Source organism: uncultured Paraglaciecola sp., from assembly GCF_913058035.1.
Lineage (GTDB): Bacteria > Pseudomonadota > Gammaproteobacteria > Enterobacterales > Alteromonadaceae > Paraglaciecola.
The window spans coordinates 1-17,320 of sequence record NZ_CAJXPA010000094.1 but is presented as its reverse complement, the minus strand read 5'-3'; the positions used below and the strand labels follow the sequence as shown (position 1 = coordinate 17,320).

The 17,320-nt window shown below is 42.3% G+C and carries 14 protein-coding genes and 3 pseudogenes; 14 read left to right on the top strand and 3 right to left on the bottom strand.

All coding sequences use genetic code 11. From position 1 onward, the window contains the following. From hslU to QZ562_RS12915, 14 genes and pseudogenes are all read left to right on the top strand, one after another. Positions 1 to 406: pseudogene (gene hslU / locus QZ562_RS12980) on the top strand (HslU--HslV peptidase ATPase subunit); the annotation flags it as partial. A gap of 567 nt (positions 407 to 973) precedes the next feature. Continuing rightward, on the top strand, positions 974 to 1,513 hold the full coding sequence (locus tag QZ562_RS12975) for a Rap1a/Tai family immunity protein (RefSeq protein ID WP_293760706.1): 540 nt from the start codon (positions 974 to 976) through the stop codon (positions 1,511 to 1,513). Continuing rightward, positions 1,510 to 2,028 carry a Na+/H+ antiporter subunit E gene (locus QZ562_RS12970; RefSeq protein ID WP_293760704.1) on the top strand — a complete coding sequence of 173 codons (519 nt, stop codon included), beginning with the start codon at positions 1,510 to 1,512 and terminating at the stop codon, positions 2,026 to 2,028. The genes QZ562_RS12975 and QZ562_RS12970 overlap by 4 nt, the downstream gene beginning before the upstream one ends. 2 nt (positions 2,029 to 2,030) lie before the next feature. Next, complete coding sequence (locus QZ562_RS12965; protein WP_293760701.1) at positions 2,031 to 2,306, top strand: monovalent cation/H+ antiporter complex subunit F; 276 nt, start codon at positions 2,031 to 2,033, stop codon at positions 2,304 to 2,306. Further along, positions 2,299 to 2,639 (top strand): annotated as a pseudogene (mnhG, locus tag QZ562_RS12960) (monovalent cation/H(+) antiporter subunit G). Before QZ562_RS12965 ends, mnhG begins: the two are co-directional and overlap by 8 nt. Then, positions 2,636 to 3,616 carry a DUF4040 domain-containing protein gene (locus tag QZ562_RS12955; RefSeq protein ID WP_293760698.1) on the top strand — a complete coding sequence of 327 codons (981 nt, stop codon included), beginning with the start codon at positions 2,636 to 2,638 and terminating at the stop codon, positions 3,614 to 3,616. Before mnhG ends, QZ562_RS12955 begins: the two are co-directional and overlap by 4 nt. Further along, positions 3,613 to 3,972: a cation:proton antiporter subunit C gene (locus tag QZ562_RS12950; protein WP_293760696.1), complete on the top strand. Its 360-nt coding sequence runs from the start codon at positions 3,613 to 3,615 to the stop codon at positions 3,970 to 3,972. The genes QZ562_RS12955 and QZ562_RS12950 overlap by 4 nt, the downstream gene beginning before the upstream one ends. 5 nt (positions 3,973 to 3,977) lie before the next feature. Beyond that, positions 3,978 to 5,468, top strand: a complete 1,491-nt coding sequence (locus QZ562_RS12945) for a monovalent cation/H+ antiporter subunit D family protein (protein WP_293760694.1) — start codon at positions 3,978 to 3,980, stop codon at positions 5,466 to 5,468. Next, the gene (locus QZ562_RS12940) at positions 5,465 to 6,931 is read left to right on the top strand and encodes a monovalent cation/H+ antiporter subunit D family protein (protein ID WP_293760691.1); all 1,467 of its coding nucleotides are present in this window, start codon (positions 5,465 to 5,467) and stop codon (positions 6,929 to 6,931) included. The genes QZ562_RS12945 and QZ562_RS12940 overlap by 4 nt, the downstream gene beginning before the upstream one ends. 2 nt (positions 6,932 to 6,933) lie before the next feature. After that, positions 6,934 to 7,248, top strand: a complete 315-nt coding sequence (locus QZ562_RS12935; protein ID WP_293760688.1) for a hypothetical protein — start codon at positions 6,934 to 6,936, stop codon at positions 7,246 to 7,248. Further along, positions 7,238 to 8,947, top strand: coding sequence for a Na(+)/H(+) antiporter subunit D (locus QZ562_RS12930; RefSeq protein WP_293760685.1), 1,710 nt, complete (start codon positions 7,238 to 7,240; stop codon positions 8,945 to 8,947). Before QZ562_RS12935 ends, QZ562_RS12930 begins: the two co-directional genes overlap by 11 nt. A gap of 782 nt (positions 8,948 to 9,729) precedes the next feature. Further along, positions 9,730 to 9,957: an NF038104 family lipoprotein gene (locus QZ562_RS12925; protein ID WP_293760682.1), complete on the top strand. Its 228-nt coding sequence runs from the start codon at positions 9,730 to 9,732 to the stop codon at positions 9,955 to 9,957. Between the two features lie 946 nt (positions 9,958 to 10,903). Then, the gene (locus tag QZ562_RS12920) at positions 10,904 to 12,061 is read left to right on the top strand and encodes an SRPBCC family protein (protein WP_293760679.1); all 1,158 of its coding nucleotides are present in this window, start codon (positions 10,904 to 10,906) and stop codon (positions 12,059 to 12,061) included. Between the two features lie 5 nt (positions 12,062 to 12,066). Next, positions 12,067 to 12,918 carry a transcriptional regulator gene (locus QZ562_RS12915; protein ID WP_293760676.1) on the top strand — a complete coding sequence of 284 codons (852 nt, stop codon included), beginning with the start codon at positions 12,067 to 12,069 and terminating at the stop codon, positions 12,916 to 12,918. A 719-nt stretch (positions 12,919 to 13,637) separates the two neighbouring features. Here QZ562_RS12915 and QZ562_RS21290 read toward each other — a convergent pair. The 3 genes and pseudogenes from QZ562_RS21290 to QZ562_RS12905 all read right to left on the bottom strand — a co-directional run. After that, positions 13,638 to 13,802 (bottom strand): thioredoxin family protein, encoded by a 165-nt coding sequence (locus QZ562_RS21290; RefSeq protein ID WP_363315359.1) that lies wholly within the window; start codon positions 13,800 to 13,802, stop codon positions 13,638 to 13,640. A 189-nt stretch (positions 13,803 to 13,991) separates the two neighbouring features. Next, positions 13,992 to 15,833, bottom strand: a complete 1,842-nt coding sequence (gene edd, locus QZ562_RS12910; protein WP_293760709.1) for a phosphogluconate dehydratase — start codon at positions 15,831 to 15,833, stop codon at positions 13,992 to 13,994. Between the two features lie 751 nt (positions 15,834 to 16,584). Beyond that, positions 16,585 to 17,320: pseudogene (locus QZ562_RS12905) on the bottom strand (transposase); the annotation flags it as partial.

The window sequence follows — 17,320 nt, the reverse complement described above, 5'->3', positions numbered from 1 at the left end:
TCAGCATATGATTGGTATAAGAGACAGGATTCCAGAATTTCAATTTCGTTTGCCAAGTACTTTTGCATTATCTGCACTGACTGCACATGATTTCGTACGTATTCTGACTGAGCCAAACGCATCACTTACTGAGCAATATGTTGCCTTGCTTAAAACTGAGGGCGTAAGTGTGTCATTTACTGATGAAGGTATAGAACGTATCGCTCAGGCCGCATGGAAAGTAAATGAACGTACCGAAAACATTGGTGCCCGACGCTTACACACGGTGATGGAAAAGCTAATGGAAGAGATATCTTACAATGCGTCTGAAAAAAATGGTGAATCATTGATAGTTGACGCTAATTATGTTGACGACCATTTAGAAAAATTAGTGGACGACGAAGATTTAAGCCGCTTTATTTTATAGTCATATTTATCAACAAACTGATTCAAAATACCGCTCAAATTGAGCGGTATTTTTGTATCTGTATTAAGGTTTAGTAGAAGTATGGGTCTCATCGACAGTACCTGTTTTTTAATATTAACCATAGATGTTAAATATAGACCCACACCAATTCACTAATCGCTGTTATTTTTAGACTACTGTCTTGAACCTCCGCTAATAGAGTTGAACGTTTTGCATACTTTGAACTGGTCAAATTAATAAGAATTAAAAATTATATTCTTTATAAGCAGGTCTGATATTTTCTTACAAAAAAATACAACTCACCACTATGTTCGTAAACTAAGAGATTGCATTGAATGGCAATAACGTGGGTCCAATATTATTTAACTGTATGTTTAAATTTAATTAAAACTTGTCGACATTTTTGGAGCATTCCTAATTACTACGCAAAAAATACCCCTAGCAGTGTGAATTAGCGTGAATGTTGTATAAAAACGTTAATACACTGAATGAAAATAAATATAAGTCCCAATTAGTATGCTGTTGGTGTAATCGTTTAAGCTTGCACACGTCGGTAAATAGTTCATAATGAAAATTGATTTAGCAAAAGACTTACTAATGACTCAAGAAAATAAACGCTCAAGTTTTCATAATATCGCAAGAATTTTTCCTAGGTTATCGTTCACGGTTTTAGCTCTCCAGCTAATGCTAATTCCAACCTCCCATGCAGTCGAAATACTGACCTCTAAAGAATTGGCATCGCATTGCGTGTTACTCACCGCTAATCCAGAGGGTAACGATGGCCAATACTGCGTCCGCTATATTCAAGGTTTTATTGACGGGGCAATAGCAACTGATGCCCGTGTTATGCTTAACGCCGAGAATGCCATCACCGGAGATGAAACCTTCGCAGAACGCGCAATACGTACTCGTATGCCGGGACGTGTAGACCGCTCACGTGCGGAAAAACTGGCCGGCTTTTGTCTTGGTGATCCGCTGCCACTTCGTGATGTGGTTGATGTGGTTGTTGCCGATTTAGTAGAACAACAAGCTAGTTTGTCAAAAGATGAGCCCGCGATAGAAGGCGTTTATAAATCACTTATGACAAATTACCCCTGCACACAATGAACTTGATTCAAACACGACGTAAACATCAGCTAGGCGAAGCACGCCTTTCTTCCATATTGCTTTTAATGCTTATCCTTGCAGTGACTTGGCTTCTTTGGTCGGGTCTATATAAACCACTGGTCGTAGGTTTAGGAGCTTTTTCATGCTTGCTCAGTGTTTATTTGGCCCACCGAATGGGATTTTTTCGGCACCAGGGTGTGATTGGAATATTTCCTCGTTTGCCTGGCTATTGGTTGTGGTTGCTCCGTGAAATTATTATTTCTAGTTGGGACGTTGCAAAACTAATATTGCAACCTTCCCTTCCCATCAGCCCGACAGTAGTAATGCTGGAAACGGAAACAAAAACAGATGTAGGACAAGTCATTCTCGGTAATTCCATCACACTGTCGCCCGGGACCGTCACGCTGGATTTACACGAAGGTAAATTATTGATCCATTGTTTAACCAGTGAAGGTGCAAAAGAATTACAAAAAGGCGAAGCCAATCGTCGAGCCGCTAATTTGGAGCGCAGTTAATTATGTATATTATTGTCTCTATTGCTATTTTAATAACTATGGTTTTAGCCCTTGTTCGGGCATTAATGGGCCCAAGTGTCTACGACCGAGTTTTAGCGGTTAATGTGTTTGGCACCAAGACGGTTTTGTTGTTATCCGTTGTTGCATTTCTGTATGGCCGGCCAGACTTTCTTGATCTTGCGTTAGCCTACGCATTGATTAATATGGTTGGGATTCTTGCCGTACTGGAGTATTTTCAAAATCGAGCACGAAGAAAATCTAGGGCTAAAGATGATTGATGTTGCACTGGATGTACTGAGTTGGATTTTACTAGTGATAGGCGGAGCCTGTGTGTTAATTGGTGGTATAGGGGGTTTACGTTTGCCCAATTTTTATACCCGTATTCATGCCGCCAGTCTACCGATACCATGGCTACTATTCTAATTTTTTCTGGTATGATGCTACAAGCTGGCTTATCTCTTGCCACGTTGAAGCTATTTGCCATTATGTTGTTTTTATTGCTGACTGGCCCGACCGCCACCTACGCACTAGCTAACGCCGCGCTCTTATCCGGTCTCAAACCAGACGCTGGAACGACAAGCGATAAACCTAAGGAAAGTTCCCCAGAATGATATTTATTTTTGGACTGTTCTTACTGACCCTGCTTGTCATTACCGCAATTGCTATAGTGCGTACCGAAGACTTGTTTGTTGCAGTAATGTTGACTTCTATATTCAGTCTACTCATGGCTGCTAACTTTTTCATTCTAGACGCTGCCGATGTGGCACTCACCGAAGCTGCAGTAGGTGCAGGCGTAACAACAGTTATTTTTCTGTGCGCATTGGCGCTCACTGATGACAAGGAAAAGCCTCGGCAGGGGAGTCGTTGGGTAACGTTTAGCACCGTAGGTGTTTTGGCGTTACTGATCATTTATGCAACCTTTGATAAGCCCCGACTTGGCGACCCAGATGCCCCAGTTCACCAACACATTGCGCCTTGGTATATAGAGAAAACCACTGAATATATTGATATTCCTAATGTTGTTACCGCAATCCTAAGTAGTTTTCGAGGCTATGATACGCTAGGTGAAGTATTTGTTGTTTTTGCGGCTTGTATTGGGGTTTTATTTATCCTTGGTGTGAGCCCTCCGCGGAAAAGCCGACAAGTGACCGAAAAAAATAGTGGTCTGCGCCATCATTTGATACCTCAAGTGGTCGGTCGGTTACTGATCCCGTTTATCGTGTTATTTGGTTTGTATGTGCAATTTCACGGCGAGTACAGCCCAGGTGGTGGATTCCAGGCTGGCGCTATTATTGCCACGGGTGTCATTCTCTACGCGCTACTCGAGGGCGAAGCTGAAGCCCTACGAGCAATTCCTCGTGGAGTGTTACTCGGCATGGTTGTTGGTGGCGCGCTACTGTATGGCGGTGTTGGAGTGGCTTGTATGTTCATGGGTGGAGCTTTTCTAGATTATTCTGTGCTGGCAGCCGATCCTATATTTGGACAGCAGCTGGGTATTTTAATTATTGAGGCCGGAGTTGGGATGGCTGTTTGTGGTGCCCTTTTAACTATTTTTCATGCTTTTGCAGCCCGTGAGATATTGTCATGAACCTCTTAGAATTACTCGGATATTTTAACTATTGGGTGTTCGCTATTATTTTAACGGTGGGTCTTTACGCCGTGATAAATAAAACCAATTTGATCAAAAAATTGATTGGATTGTCTATCTTCCAATCGGCAGTTTTCCTAATGTATATTACTATGGATAAAGTGGAAGGCGGGACCGCCCCCATCATACAGGCCGGTGTAGAAGATCAGGTATTCTCCAATCCCCTGCCACAAGTCTTGATACTAACGGCAATCGTTGTGGGGGTATCTACCCTCTCATTAGGCTTGGCCATGGTGGTGCGTATCAGTGAATGTTACGGCACAATCGAAGAAAATGAAATTTTGGACTCCGACTAATTACTATGGATTTACTAGCACACCTTCCTGCTTTGCAGGTTGTGGTTCCGATGTTATCGGCTCCACTTATCGTTTTACTTCAACCACGTGGACTAGCATGGGCGGGAGCAACTGCCGTTGCAGTGCTTAGCTTTGCTATTGCCGTAACCCTCGCCCTAGCTGTATTAGACGGACAAACCGTTGAGTACGCCATGGGTGGTTGGCCCGCACCATATGGTATTGCATTGTCAGTAGATGCCTTCAGTTCGTTGGTGCTACTGGTAATTACTGGCGCTGCAGCTGCAGCCTTACTGGCTGCTAAACCCAGTATTGATCAACAGATAGAAGCCGAACGCCAACCTCTTTTCTACTCAGCCTGGCTACTTGTTTTATCAGGGCTGGTTGGTATTGTTGTATCAGCAGACGCCTTCAATATCTTTGTGTTTATGGAAATTTCATCTCTTGCCAGCTACATATTGATAGCAGGAGGCCCTGACCGCCGCGCACTTCCTGCGGTTTTTAAATATTTAATGATGGGCACAATCGGCGCAACCTTTTACCTTATTGGTGTCGGCCTTATCTATATGATGACGGGCACACTTAACTTAGCCGATATGGAAGCGAGAATTGGCGATGTTATAGACATTAATCCGATACTCGTCGCGGCAGGTTTTATCACTATTGGTTTAGCCCTCAAAGCCGCAGTGTTTCCGCTTCATGTTTGGGTTCCCAATGCTTATACACATGCACCTCACATGGTGACTGTATTTCTTGCTGCTTGCGCCACTAAGGTTGCGCTGTATGTATTGATACGTTTTGACTACATGGTATTCCAGACCAAACTGGATGACCACGAAGTTCAATTTGCAATGTTTCTGATGCCCCTAGCCATTCTGGGGATTCTTATTGCCTCAGCGGTTGCGATGTTCGAAGGTCATCTCAAAAGATTACTTGCTTCGTCTTCTGTTGCACAGATTGGTTATATTTTACTAGGTGCTAGCTTTTTGAGCTTGGCGGGGTTAACTGCCAGTGCAATGCATATATTTAACCATGCATTAGCAAAAGGCGGACTGTTCCTCGCTGTTGCTTGCCTAGCTTACCAATATCGCGATTTACGCTTAAACCAACTCGGTGGCGCATCCGCTCGTATGCCTTGGACTTGCGCCGCTTTTGTGGTGTGTGGTTTAAGCCTAATTGGTGTGCCAGGTACCGCAGGGTTTATCAGCAAATGGGTGCTGATTAATGCTGCACTCGAGAGTGGAGCTTGGGGCTGGGCCCTCGTAGCTATTATACTTGTCAGCTCATTGATGGCTGTAGTCTATATCTGGCGCATTGTGGAAGCACTGTATTTCCAAGAACCTGTCGAAGGAAATGACCAAATATCTGAAGCACCAATACAGATTTTATTAGTCACCGGCCTTGTTGCTGTCCTAAACATATACTTTGGACTATTTCCGCAGGTTCCATTAGAGCTTGCTAATAGTGCTGCAGTCCTGCTCTTGGAGGGCTCACGATGACACCAGAAACATCCATATTAGTTGCTATTGTTATTCCGTTGGTTGGGGCACTGGCAATTGCACTTGCAGGACGCATAAGCGCTAACCTGCGAGAGGCTGCCACTGCGATTACCTCTGTTTCCTTGATTTGGGTAGTCTGGAGTTTGTTACCCCTTCTGATGGACGGTGGACGTCCTTCAATAGAAGTCAGTGAGGTTATGCCGGGCTTGACTATTGCTTTCACAGTAGAACCTTTAGGCATGTTGTTTGCGGCACTAGCATCCGGGCTTTGGCTTATCAACTCAATATACTCCGTCGGCTATATGCGCGGTAATAAAGAGCAAAACCAAACACGATTTTTTGCTTGTTTTGCACTGGCTCTTTCGGCAACTATCGGCGTCGCTTTCGCCGGCAACTTGTTTACTTTATTTTTATTCTATGAATTGTTAACACTCTCCACATATCCTTTAGTAGCTCACAAAGGAGACCCGGCGACAGTTCGTTCAGCAAGGATTTATTTAGGCGTTTTACTCAGTACGTCCATAGGTTTATTTTTACCCGCAATAATCTGGACATATACTGTTGCAGGAACGGTTGACTTTACCACTGGTGGCATTCTTGCTGGCAAATTAAACGACCCTGAAATCGGTTTATTACTTGCACTTTTTGTGTTCGGCATTGGAAAAGCGGCAGTCATGCCAGTGCATAAATGGTTACCCGCGGCAATGGTAGCACCCACCCCAGTGAGTGCCTTGCTACATGCAGTTGCAGTGGTGAAGGCCGGTGTTTTCGCCATTACTAAGATTATTGTTTACATTTTTGGCATTGATTTTCTGTTTGGCGCTTCCAGTTCTCAATGGCTGTTATATGCGGCAGCATTCACCATCATTACTGCGAGCTTGGTTGCATTGCGGCAAACTAACATCAAACGCTTGCTCGCATACTCTACTATTGCCCAACTATCGTACGTGGTAATGGCAGCTGCTATTTTAAAACCACTTGCAGAAGTAGGTGCAGCGATACACATGGTAGCCCACGCTTTTGGCAAGATTACTTTATTTTTTGCTGCAGGAGCCATTTACGTTGCCTCCAAGAAAACCGAGATCCACCAATTACGCGGTATCGGAAGACGTATGCCGTGGACCATGACAGCCTTTACGATCGGTGCGTTAAGCATGATTGGTGTTCCACCGACTGGAGGTTTTGTCTCTAAATGGTATATCTTAGCCGGTGCTTTCGAAGCTAATAATCTGGTAGCAATTTTTACAATTATTGCCAGTACCGTACTTAACGCTGCGTATTTTTTACCTATATTGTACATAGTCTGGTTTGAACGTGAAAAAGAAGGTGGCAGAGAACATGGTGAAGCTCCATTTTTAGCCGTATTGGCGTTGTGTTTAACAGCATCGTTAACCATCGCTTTTTTCTTATTTAATGGGCCGGTTATCGAGCTGGAAAGCCAAGTAGTTAAGGGTTTGGGTTAATAATGAATGATGAAAAACAACTACATTGGTTGGTCCGTCCATCAACTATTCGCAAACTTTGGATTGGTTCCAGTATTGTGCTTACTTTGATGGTGCTCGCCCAGACCGTAATATATGTAAAGGGTTATTTTGGTTTTGATGCTTGGTTTGGATTTGGTGCTGTTTTTGGATTTGTAAGTTGTCTGATAATGGTATTGGTCGCAAAACTATTAGGCCTGGTGCTGAAACGTCCAATGGACTATTACGATGAGCCACAAGACAAACAGTCTCCAGATGCAAGTCATGACAATATAAAGGAGAGCAACAATGGGGTTTGAGCTCTTTTCCCCTGCGTTTGTCCTACTAATTGCTGCCGTTTTAATCTGTCTAGTTAAAGGTCACGCGCGGACCGCCGTTGTACTCATTGCACCACTAATTACATTATGGGCTATCTGGCAAGTCCCAGACGGCGTTCAAGGTACCATAAAATTTCTCTCATATAATATTGAGCCTGTTGAAGGTAGCCCACTAAGACGACTGTTTGCCACAATTTTTGCCATGATGGTCTTTGTGGGGGGGCTTTATTCCTTTCGCATAGCACGTTGGTATGAACTAGCCGCAGCCTTTGCTTATGCAGCAGGGGCAATTGGAGTCTGTTTTGCTGGCGATCTGATTACCTTATTTTTATATTGGGAAATGATGGCTATATTTTCCACCATTGTTGTATGGTGTGGTGGCACACCTGGTGCAAAAGCGGCTGGAATCCGTTACGCCATCATGCACCTCCTTGGTGGCGTAGTACTCAAGGTGGGTATTGAGGGTGTCGTTGTTGGTACGGGTTCTATTCAAATACAACCCATATTAGCAACAGATTTTAGTACCTGGATGATACTTATTGGAATTCTAATTAACGCAGCAGCTCCGCCCGTATCTGCTTGGTTAGCTGATGCTTACCCTGAATCTACACCCACCGGCTCGGTATTCTTGTCAGCGTTTACAACTAAAACAGCGGTGTTAGCACTTATATTATTGTTCCCTGGCGAGCCTATGTTAATTGGTATTGGTTTGTTTATGGTGGTATATGGCATCATTTTTGCGCTATTGGAGAATGACGTTCGACGTATTCTTGCTTATTCAGTCGTTAACCAAGTCGGCTTTATGGTGGTGGCTGTAGGTATAGGTACCGAAATGGCGCTTAATGGTGCGACGGCTCATGCCTTTGCGCACATAATTTACAAAGCACTGCTGTTTATGAGTGCAGGCGTGGTTATCTATCGTACTGGGAAAAATAAATGCATGGAGCTGGGTGGCCTATTTCGTACCATGCCACTCACCTGTATCTGCGGTATTATTGGTGCTTTAGCTATTTCAAGTTTTCCACTGACTTCTGGCTTCACCACAAAAAGCATGATTTCTCAGGCTGCTGTTGACGGTAATCTGGTTTGGGTGTACATGATATTAACAGCTGCATCGGCAGGTGTATTTCTGCATGCTGGGATAAAATTCCCTTGGTTTGTATTTTTTCAAAAAGATTCAGGCCTACGTCCCAAAGATGCGCCATGGAATATGGGACTAGCGATGGTCATTTTTGCAAGTTTATGTATTTTACTAGGTGTGTTCCCCGAAGTACTTTATGCCTTGCTACCCTACCCGGTAGACTACGAACCGTATTCGATTGGCAAAGTGCTTTTTTATTTACAACTGCTACTGTTTTCTGGCTTAGCTTTCTTCGTGCTATTGCCACTGATGAAACGAACCATGACTATCAGTCTAGATACAGATTGGTTCTGGAGACGCGCGGCTGTGTTGTTGTTTAAAATAGCCGAACGAGCACTTGGCTCGATCGGTAAACTAATTGCAGTGCAGAGAACACGTCTACAAAATCTTTTACACCAAATAGTGGTTCGCTATTTAGGCCAACCACATACTGCTGATAGCCAAGAACGTGCTGTATTTGCACGCTCCTGGCCTGTTGGCACTACGGCACTATGGATTGCTGCGTTGTTATCTGCTTATGTGCTTATGTATTACCTATAGCGGTAATTTGTATCTGACCAAACTTAAGGTTCAGTCACCGCCTTGTGTTCAAACATGACTCGCTAATGGTATTAAGAACCATTTTGTCCCAAACAGCCGGGACTTCATGGCAGATAATTTTAACCCTCAATGGAAGCGACAGATACACAAGTGATAAACACTGAGCCCTACTATCGATGGTAAACACTACTAACTGAACAGAGTTTTGATTGTTATCTTCACCTGTAGATAACACACAATGCATAGCGGTTAATGATTAGTGGTTAATTGTTCTGGCATTCGTTCATCCCGGAGCTGCCGTGTAATCTGTCGCAATAGTAACTACTGAAAACATGGCAACCACACCAAACGAACGGTTTCATCGGTTTGAATCTTTAAAAAATTTAGTTTTCTGCGGACAACACGTCACAACATCACATCAACCGATTTTTAGCAAAAGGAACTCTAGTAAGGCCTGAACAATCTGACTTCATCCTTACATTTGTCCTGTTATCAACAGCATATCCCCTATAACTGGCTCGTATATAAATACGCACAGTTTACACTAAACACTTTTTTTGTTGAGATAGGGAGTGAGTTTCCTTGATAAGTTTAACAATAACTTCGAGGCACAAAGAACACTTAACAAGTGCTAAAATTGGTCTCAATAAACCACATGTAATTTAGTTTTTAGTTGTCACCATTAAGTACGCAGTAGATTTATGTTGTATTAAAACAACGCTTGATTCACTAATACTTTAGCGTAATCTAACCTCATAAAAGATTTATTTGGAAACACCATCTTGAAAAAAATTGTGCAGAGTATTTTTTTGTTATTTGTGCTTTTTAGCTTATCGGGTTGTATTGCGGCGACAGTCGTATCTGCTGCGGTAGGTGTTACAACGACGATTGTTGGCGGGGCTATCGACGTTGTTGATACGGTTACTCCAGATATTTTTGATGATAATGATGATAATGATGAAAAGGAGGAAGATAAAGAAGGCGATGAGGGAGATAACAAAAACGATTAAGCTGCTGATGTTATAAACAAATAGTAAGAATACCGTTTTACACTATTAACCGATTACCCAATTACCCAATTATATTAACGTGTTGGTTTAATCTTATATTCCACATAACTGACCTAAACATATTTGCGTTACCGAGTTATATTTAACCAAAATCTTCGTAGAATTATTCAAACTACACCGCCCACTTGTCGAATACATAAGCCTCTTTCAGGGGGCAAGGTTAGGTCAAAACCTGACTCCTTAACGTTACCTAAAGTATATTTTGTATAAGCGCTTCGAACATTTGGACGTTCGCCTTTAACTGAGTAAGTATGGTATTTTCAAGCGACATACGGCCATTATCGAAATCAGTGTCCTAAGAGACAAAAAATTTGAACCTGTGTGTTCCGTTCAGTGAAGCCACTTACTTTCCTTTTATTCATGCGACACACACGTTATTCAAATGACTAACGTTGCCGCTTATTGCAACTAAAAACCACCTTGTCGACTTTAACAGACCAAAAACAACGACTAAGGTAGTTTTACCATAACGCTAAGTAGCTTTAAAACAGCAAGGGTACAAAATCATTGTTCTTAATGAGATGCGTCAAAGGTAGAGATTGTATTAATCTATTCAGCGTTTATAGCATCCAAAAATGGTTCACAACCAAAACAAATCGAAGTAACAACCTGTGCACTCCAGTAAGTCTGGAAATATAAAGTTCTGTATTTTCATTGAAGTTATAACCTTACTCTTGGCAATCCAATTTATTGGTATGCAAAAAGGAGGGGGTTATAGCAAGTTTTAAGACTTGGACACTTTGCTAACGTCGCTGGGTTTACCTCTAAAACAATAAGATTAAAGCTTAAATTAAAATCAATATTATTTATAACGTAAATACGCAATAATAATTTTTTTGTGTTATAAAAGTGAGGCGGTTTTCCTTACATAACTTGCGAGCTGATAATGGCAGTGAACACAAATAACAAAAAACAACTATTAAGCGACGCCGATGTGGTGCAAAAAATTTTCGAGCACATCGACAATTCAACAACAGATAAGGGCGACAAAACTTGGAAGGAGCCCGTCAAAAACTACCGTTCGAAAGAACGACTAAACGCTGAGCTAAAAATATTGCAACACCGCAGCATTGTTTTCTGTCCTTCAGGTGCGCTTGCCAAGCCTGGCGATTATGTTAGCCGTGATGTGGCTGGCATACCATTGATAGCTGTGCGCGGACTAGACAGTAAAATACGTGCATTCAGGAATGCCTGCCGCCATAGAGGGGTGCAACTTGCCAATGGTCACGGCTGCGCACGTGTCTTGGTTTGTCCATATCATGGTTGGGCCTACAGCCTTGATGGAAGCCTGCGCAGCATTCCTCATGAACATGGATTTCCCGATGTTGATAAAGCAACCCGTGGACTTGTTCCGGTAGCATGTGCTGAAATCAATGGTTTGGTGTTTATCAATCAAGATCCGCAAGCGGACATCAACAACGATGTTTCATCATTGCCAAAGCTAATGCCTGACGGACATCGCTTATTGCGTTCAGACAACATGGTAATAAAAGCGAATTGGAAGCTCTATATTGAAAGTGCTCTGGAAGGTTACCATATTCGGGAAACCCACAAAGATACCTTTTTCCCGGTTCAATACGACAACCTCACAGTGGTTGAAACCTTTGGAGAAAATAGCCGAATAGCATTTCCCTACCAAGCAATAGAAGCATTACGCAAAAAAAAAGGGACAAACCTCTGTGCAGATGGACGATTAACCTACGTATATCATTTGTTTCCAAACGTGCTTATTTCAACCTTTCCTGGATGTCTGCAGGTGGTGGTTATTGAGCCCATTGATGAGTCAACAACCTGTCAACATACTTATCTTATTACTGATATTGATGAAAACGATACTGAATTGCTTGATAGCATTTTTGAAGGGCAAAAATTCGCAGCCAACGGCGCTATTGAAGACCAGAAGATAGTGATGTCAGCACAACGGGGCCTTATGAGCGGTGCAAACGAATATCTAGAATTTAGCCTGTTTGAGAGTGCAATCAGCCATTTACATACTCATCTTGCTAAGGAAATTGAGCTTCTAGCTGAATCTAAGAGTCAATAATATCTATGCGACATATCGAACCAAGCCCTTTTGCGGATAAAAAATTGAATGATTATTTCACCAAAATATTATCTAACTATCCATCATCAAATCGATTACTGCTATCGCTGTTTAGCCAACCTAACCTAAAACATATGTCGATAAAACAACTCATCGCTTGGGGAGAGTTATTTGAACATGAGCCGGCAACCATTCGAGTCGCAGCAGGAAGATTAGTTAAGCAGGAATTTTTATTGGCCGAACAACGTGGGAATTACACCATAGGCACAACGGACACATCGATTCGTCAACTCGCATCAACATGGCGACATTCGCTAGCGAGAGTTGCTCAATGGAACGGGGGATGGCTGAGTGTCTACACCGCCCATCTTGGACCCAAGTTGAAGCAAAACATCAAAATTCGTGAGCGTGCTTTTCGGCTAACAGGATTTAAACCTCTCGAGAAAAACCTGTGGTGTCGACCTGATAACCTTATCGAAACAGCAAATTCAACATTTACTAGACTCGTAGAGATTGGGCTCGAAAATACGGCTATTTTAATGAAGGTCGATCATTTTAATCATGCGCTAACAACAAACCCTATGTCTTTATGGTCACCAGAACAGCTAGAAAAAACCTATGGTCTATTAACCTCCCTGATAGAAAAAAGTGCACAACGTTTGCCTAACTTTGATATCACGCAGGCTACTAGAGAGTCTTTTCTGATTGGTGAACATGTAATACGTCAAATAAACCAAGACCCTTTATTACCTGCAGAAATGGTGGATGCATCAGCAAGAAAAGATTTGCTTGCCGCAATGGTTGGTTACGATAGAGTTTGTCACCCTATTTGGCAAGAATTTGTCTACAACCGCTGATATAAATCGTCAGCTTTACGCATTCATTACTGTGAAAACATTGCTGTGAAAAATATTAGGAAAAAGAATATTTGGGGTACATAAATTCAAAACTTATCCCACTACATTGATTTAATAATTGACACTCTCAAATGCTACTGATGTTGATCATTCATTACTGGCGAACACCTGAAATTATAACTATGACGAGCTTCGATTCTCCTAATCGAAAGACATGTGGCAACCTAACCATGGATCATGCTCCTAAATACTGTGAATAATTAAGTCAACGTAGAAAGTTACCCTGATCAAGCTACGACCAAGCGCAAAGCTAGGCTATATCAGAATATTTTTTCATGTTATTTTTCATACTTTAGCGTAGCGATGAAAAATAATAAAAAAGGCCAACGTTGTTATGTAGATCGCTAAGAGGCAGACAAGTCAAAGTCCACAAATGCTCTATTGAAAACATTAGCCGTTATCTATTAACTGATTAGGAAGTCCGTTAAGCGGCACAAACTTAACTAAAAATACTGTTCAATACGTTGCTGTAGACTTGTTGCTGATATCCCTCCCACATGACTGTGTACTAATTCTCCATTAGCGTCAAAAAACAGTGTGACTGGCAAGCTAAAAAGTCCCATGTTAGTGGCTATTTCTCCTTGGCTATCTAACAGCACATGCTTAAAATTTAGTCCTTCTGTCTGCAGAAATTGCTGCACTGTTTCAATTGAATCACGCTAATTTAGTGAGACAAACGTCACATCGCTATAACGTCGCGCAGCCTGCTCTAATACTGGCATTAACCGACGACAGGGCAGACACGAACTAGCCAAAAGGTTAACGACGATTGGCTGCTGCTGGACGATATCAGTTATTTTTAACTCTTTACCATAATGATGCATAATGATGCATAAAGTTGCATAACGTGGCTATCTGGGATTGCAGTATGTGATCGAGCTAAAGCAATACTTTTGACACGCGACCTTTATTTCTTATTATGATTATCATCGATACTATTAACCCGACACAGCCACTAATTAAAAACAATGTTGGCGATACAGACAATACAGTAGAGCCAAGTGTAATGAATATCAAAGTGAACCTGAGTCAAGACGGTCTAGCTCAACAAAAAGAGAACAAGCACCTTCTTCTGCCCCGGTCAAAGTGGAACGCATCCCAGCGAAAAGTTCACGACCCATTCCTTGATGGCTTAGCGTTAAATCGATAGTAGCTTGTGTGCGGACCGCTAAATCGGTGGCACTAACGTGCAACGTAAGCTCACCAGTAATAGAATTAATTTCTACGATATCACCGGTATTTATTTTACCAATAAGGCCGCCTTTAAATGCCTCTGGTGTCAAATGAATGGCTGCTGGCACCCTCCCAGACGCGCCCGACATTCTACCATCAGTAACCAAAGCGACTTTAAATCCCTCGTCTTGTAAAATACCTAAAGGAGGCGTTAATCGGTGTAACTCAGGCATGCCAAGCGCAGCAGGTCCTTGGAAACGAACGACTACAATACAATCTTTGCTTAGGTCACCCGCTTGAAAAGCGGCATCAAAAGAATATTGATCTTCAAACACAACCGCGGGTGCTTTTATTTTACAATATGGCTCACTTAGTGCCGATATTTTCATTACCGCACGACCTAGATTACCTGACAGTACAGACAAACCACCATTGGGTTGAAATGGCTTGTTAATATCGGCGACGACTTCTTTGTCGAACGACTCAGCAACACCTTCAACCCATGTAAGCTCACCATCTATGATGCGTGGCTCTTGTGTATACCGCTCTAGGCCAAAGCCACATATTGTGTTTACATCGTTATGCAATAAACCTTTATCTAATAATTGCTTAAACAATAGCGACATACCACCTGCGGCAGTAAAGTGATTTATATCTGCTGAGCCGTTTGGATATATGCGGGTAATTAACGGTGTTGCCCTCGAGAGATCAGCAAAATCGTCCCAGTTTATAATGAAACCAGCAGCACGGGCAACGGCCACTAAGTGCATGGTATGGTTCGTTGAGCCACCCGTGGCTAATAACCCAATAAGTCCGTTTACCATTGCCTTGGCATCTACTATATGACCTATAGGCATGTAGTTATCGCCTAAATCGGTTATTCGCGTGATTTGTTTGGCAGCGGCAGTAGTTAGTGCCTCTCTTAATTCAGTACCTGGATTCACAAAAGAAGAACCGGGTAAATGAAGCCCCATAACTTCAACCACAAGCTGATTACTGTTCGCAGTACCATAAAAGGTACATGTGCCAGCAGAGTGATAAGACTGCGATTCAGCATCAAGAAGCTTCTCGCGGCCCACTTTACCTTGGGCAAATTCTTGCCTAATACGTGCCTTTTCTTTGTTTGGCAAACCAGATGGCATTGGGCCAGCCGGCACAAAAATGGTCGGTAAATGTCCAAAACTCAGGCCCGCTAATAACAAGCCAGGTACAATTTTATCGCAGATACCCAGCATTAACGCGCCGTCAAACATATTATGTGACAAACCAATGGCTGCTCCCATTGCTATGTTATCGCGGCTCATTAAGCTGAGTTCCATGCCTGGATTACCCTGAGTAACGCCATCGCACATAGCAGGAACGCCGCCAGCAAATTGCGCCACACTGCCCACTTCTAAAATAGCTTTTTTTAATTTTTGCGGATAGTCTTCATAGGGTTGATGTGCACTAAGCATGTCGTTGTATGATGATACAATAGCAATGTTAGCTTTGACCATGTTACGCAAAGCAGCTTTATCTTCTTTACCGCACGCGGCAAAACCATGTGCAAGGTTGCCACAGGACAAAGAGCCTCGAAGCGGACCTTGACTGCGTGCTCGTTCAATTTTTGCCAAATAGGCTGCCCTTGATACTTTACTGCGAGCAATAATGCGGTCTGTTACTTCTTGTATAATAGTGTTTATATTAAATCCTTAACATGCCCAGCTCCAAAAAAAAGTAGCATAGTCACATGCTGATTTTGATGGGTTTTGTAATTTTATTAATCCTTAGAACCGGTTAAGTAAACATAATTGCACTAACAATCTTAACCCGTGGCGTCTGATGAACGGCTCCTAAATCTAACAATTCGAGATGCTTCATGTGGACCGACTAAAAATATTTTATACGTTGCGACACAAATCATTCACACATGATGTCGGCTGAAAGATTAAGGGTAAATGTAGGTTTTGATAAGTCGTTATTACCGTTGCTGTTGTTCGGTTTTTTGATGGTAGATGTTTTTGTAAGGGGACAGTGCCAGTAATTTTTGATTTTCCTGACACTGTTTTCCTGATACTGAGAGTGATAATCACGACTAGTTAGTTAACAAGTTAATCAAGGTTTGAAATTAGGCATAAAAGATCGAAATTAAATGACAGTTGTTATGCTAGTGAAAATTCCGACATAGCAGACATACGAACCAAGAATTATATTACTGTATTTTGCTGCTCAAACCCTTCAACATTAACCTACTGTATCTGTCTGTGATGTGCCCATACTGTGTAAAAACTATTTTAAATACTAATCTGCGGCAGCTTTAGTCACATCCTTAGCATCGGAGTTGATGTGTAGAATATCTATTTGAAATAGTAAATGTGGGCGTTGAGTGACTTTTAGATGGCAATAATGGCTGCTAATAAGGCTTTACACTTTATTTTTCGAGGATTAACTACCCTAGGCCATCATAGCCTCCATCAAACCAGTTGTTCCCATTATCGACATCATTCGTTTCAGGTTATACGCCAGCACACTGAGACTCATTTCAGTGCCGGCGCTATCAAGGCCCTTGGTTACAGAGTGAGTAGTACCCATCCACATTTTCATGGTGCCAAACAGGTGTTCCACTGTTTGCTTTCTCAGAACAGGTATATCAGGATTATTGCCCAGCCGTTTTTGCATATCTTCAATGATTGATTCGTGTATTCACCGCCTCATTCGCCGAACCTCGTTCTTTGCGCTAGTCGTGCATTTAGCCAGTATTTCACACTGGCTACAGGCGATATTATTAAAGTAGACGCCTTGATATCAATACGGCTGAAGTAACCTTTATCTGCAATGATGATGATGTCTTTCTTCTTCATTGCTTGCTGTACTTGTTGTGCCACTAAGGTTAATTGGCCTCTATCAGTGGTCATCACAATGTCATGATGGGTGATGAGATGGTGCTTGGTGTCTACTGCCGTTTGTACGTTGTAACAAACCTGTCTTTCCATATGGTGTGTCTTCAACAAACGTGCATCAGGGGCGGTTTGTGATATCTGTTTGTCTGGGTGTGGAATTTCATGATTTGTTGTTGACGGCCTTGAACTTACTGCCATCAATGGCAAAGAGTGAATCGCTGAACATATTCATCTGGCGACACATCTCTACAAACTGACGGCACGCACCTTTAATTCCTTTGCGGTTATCC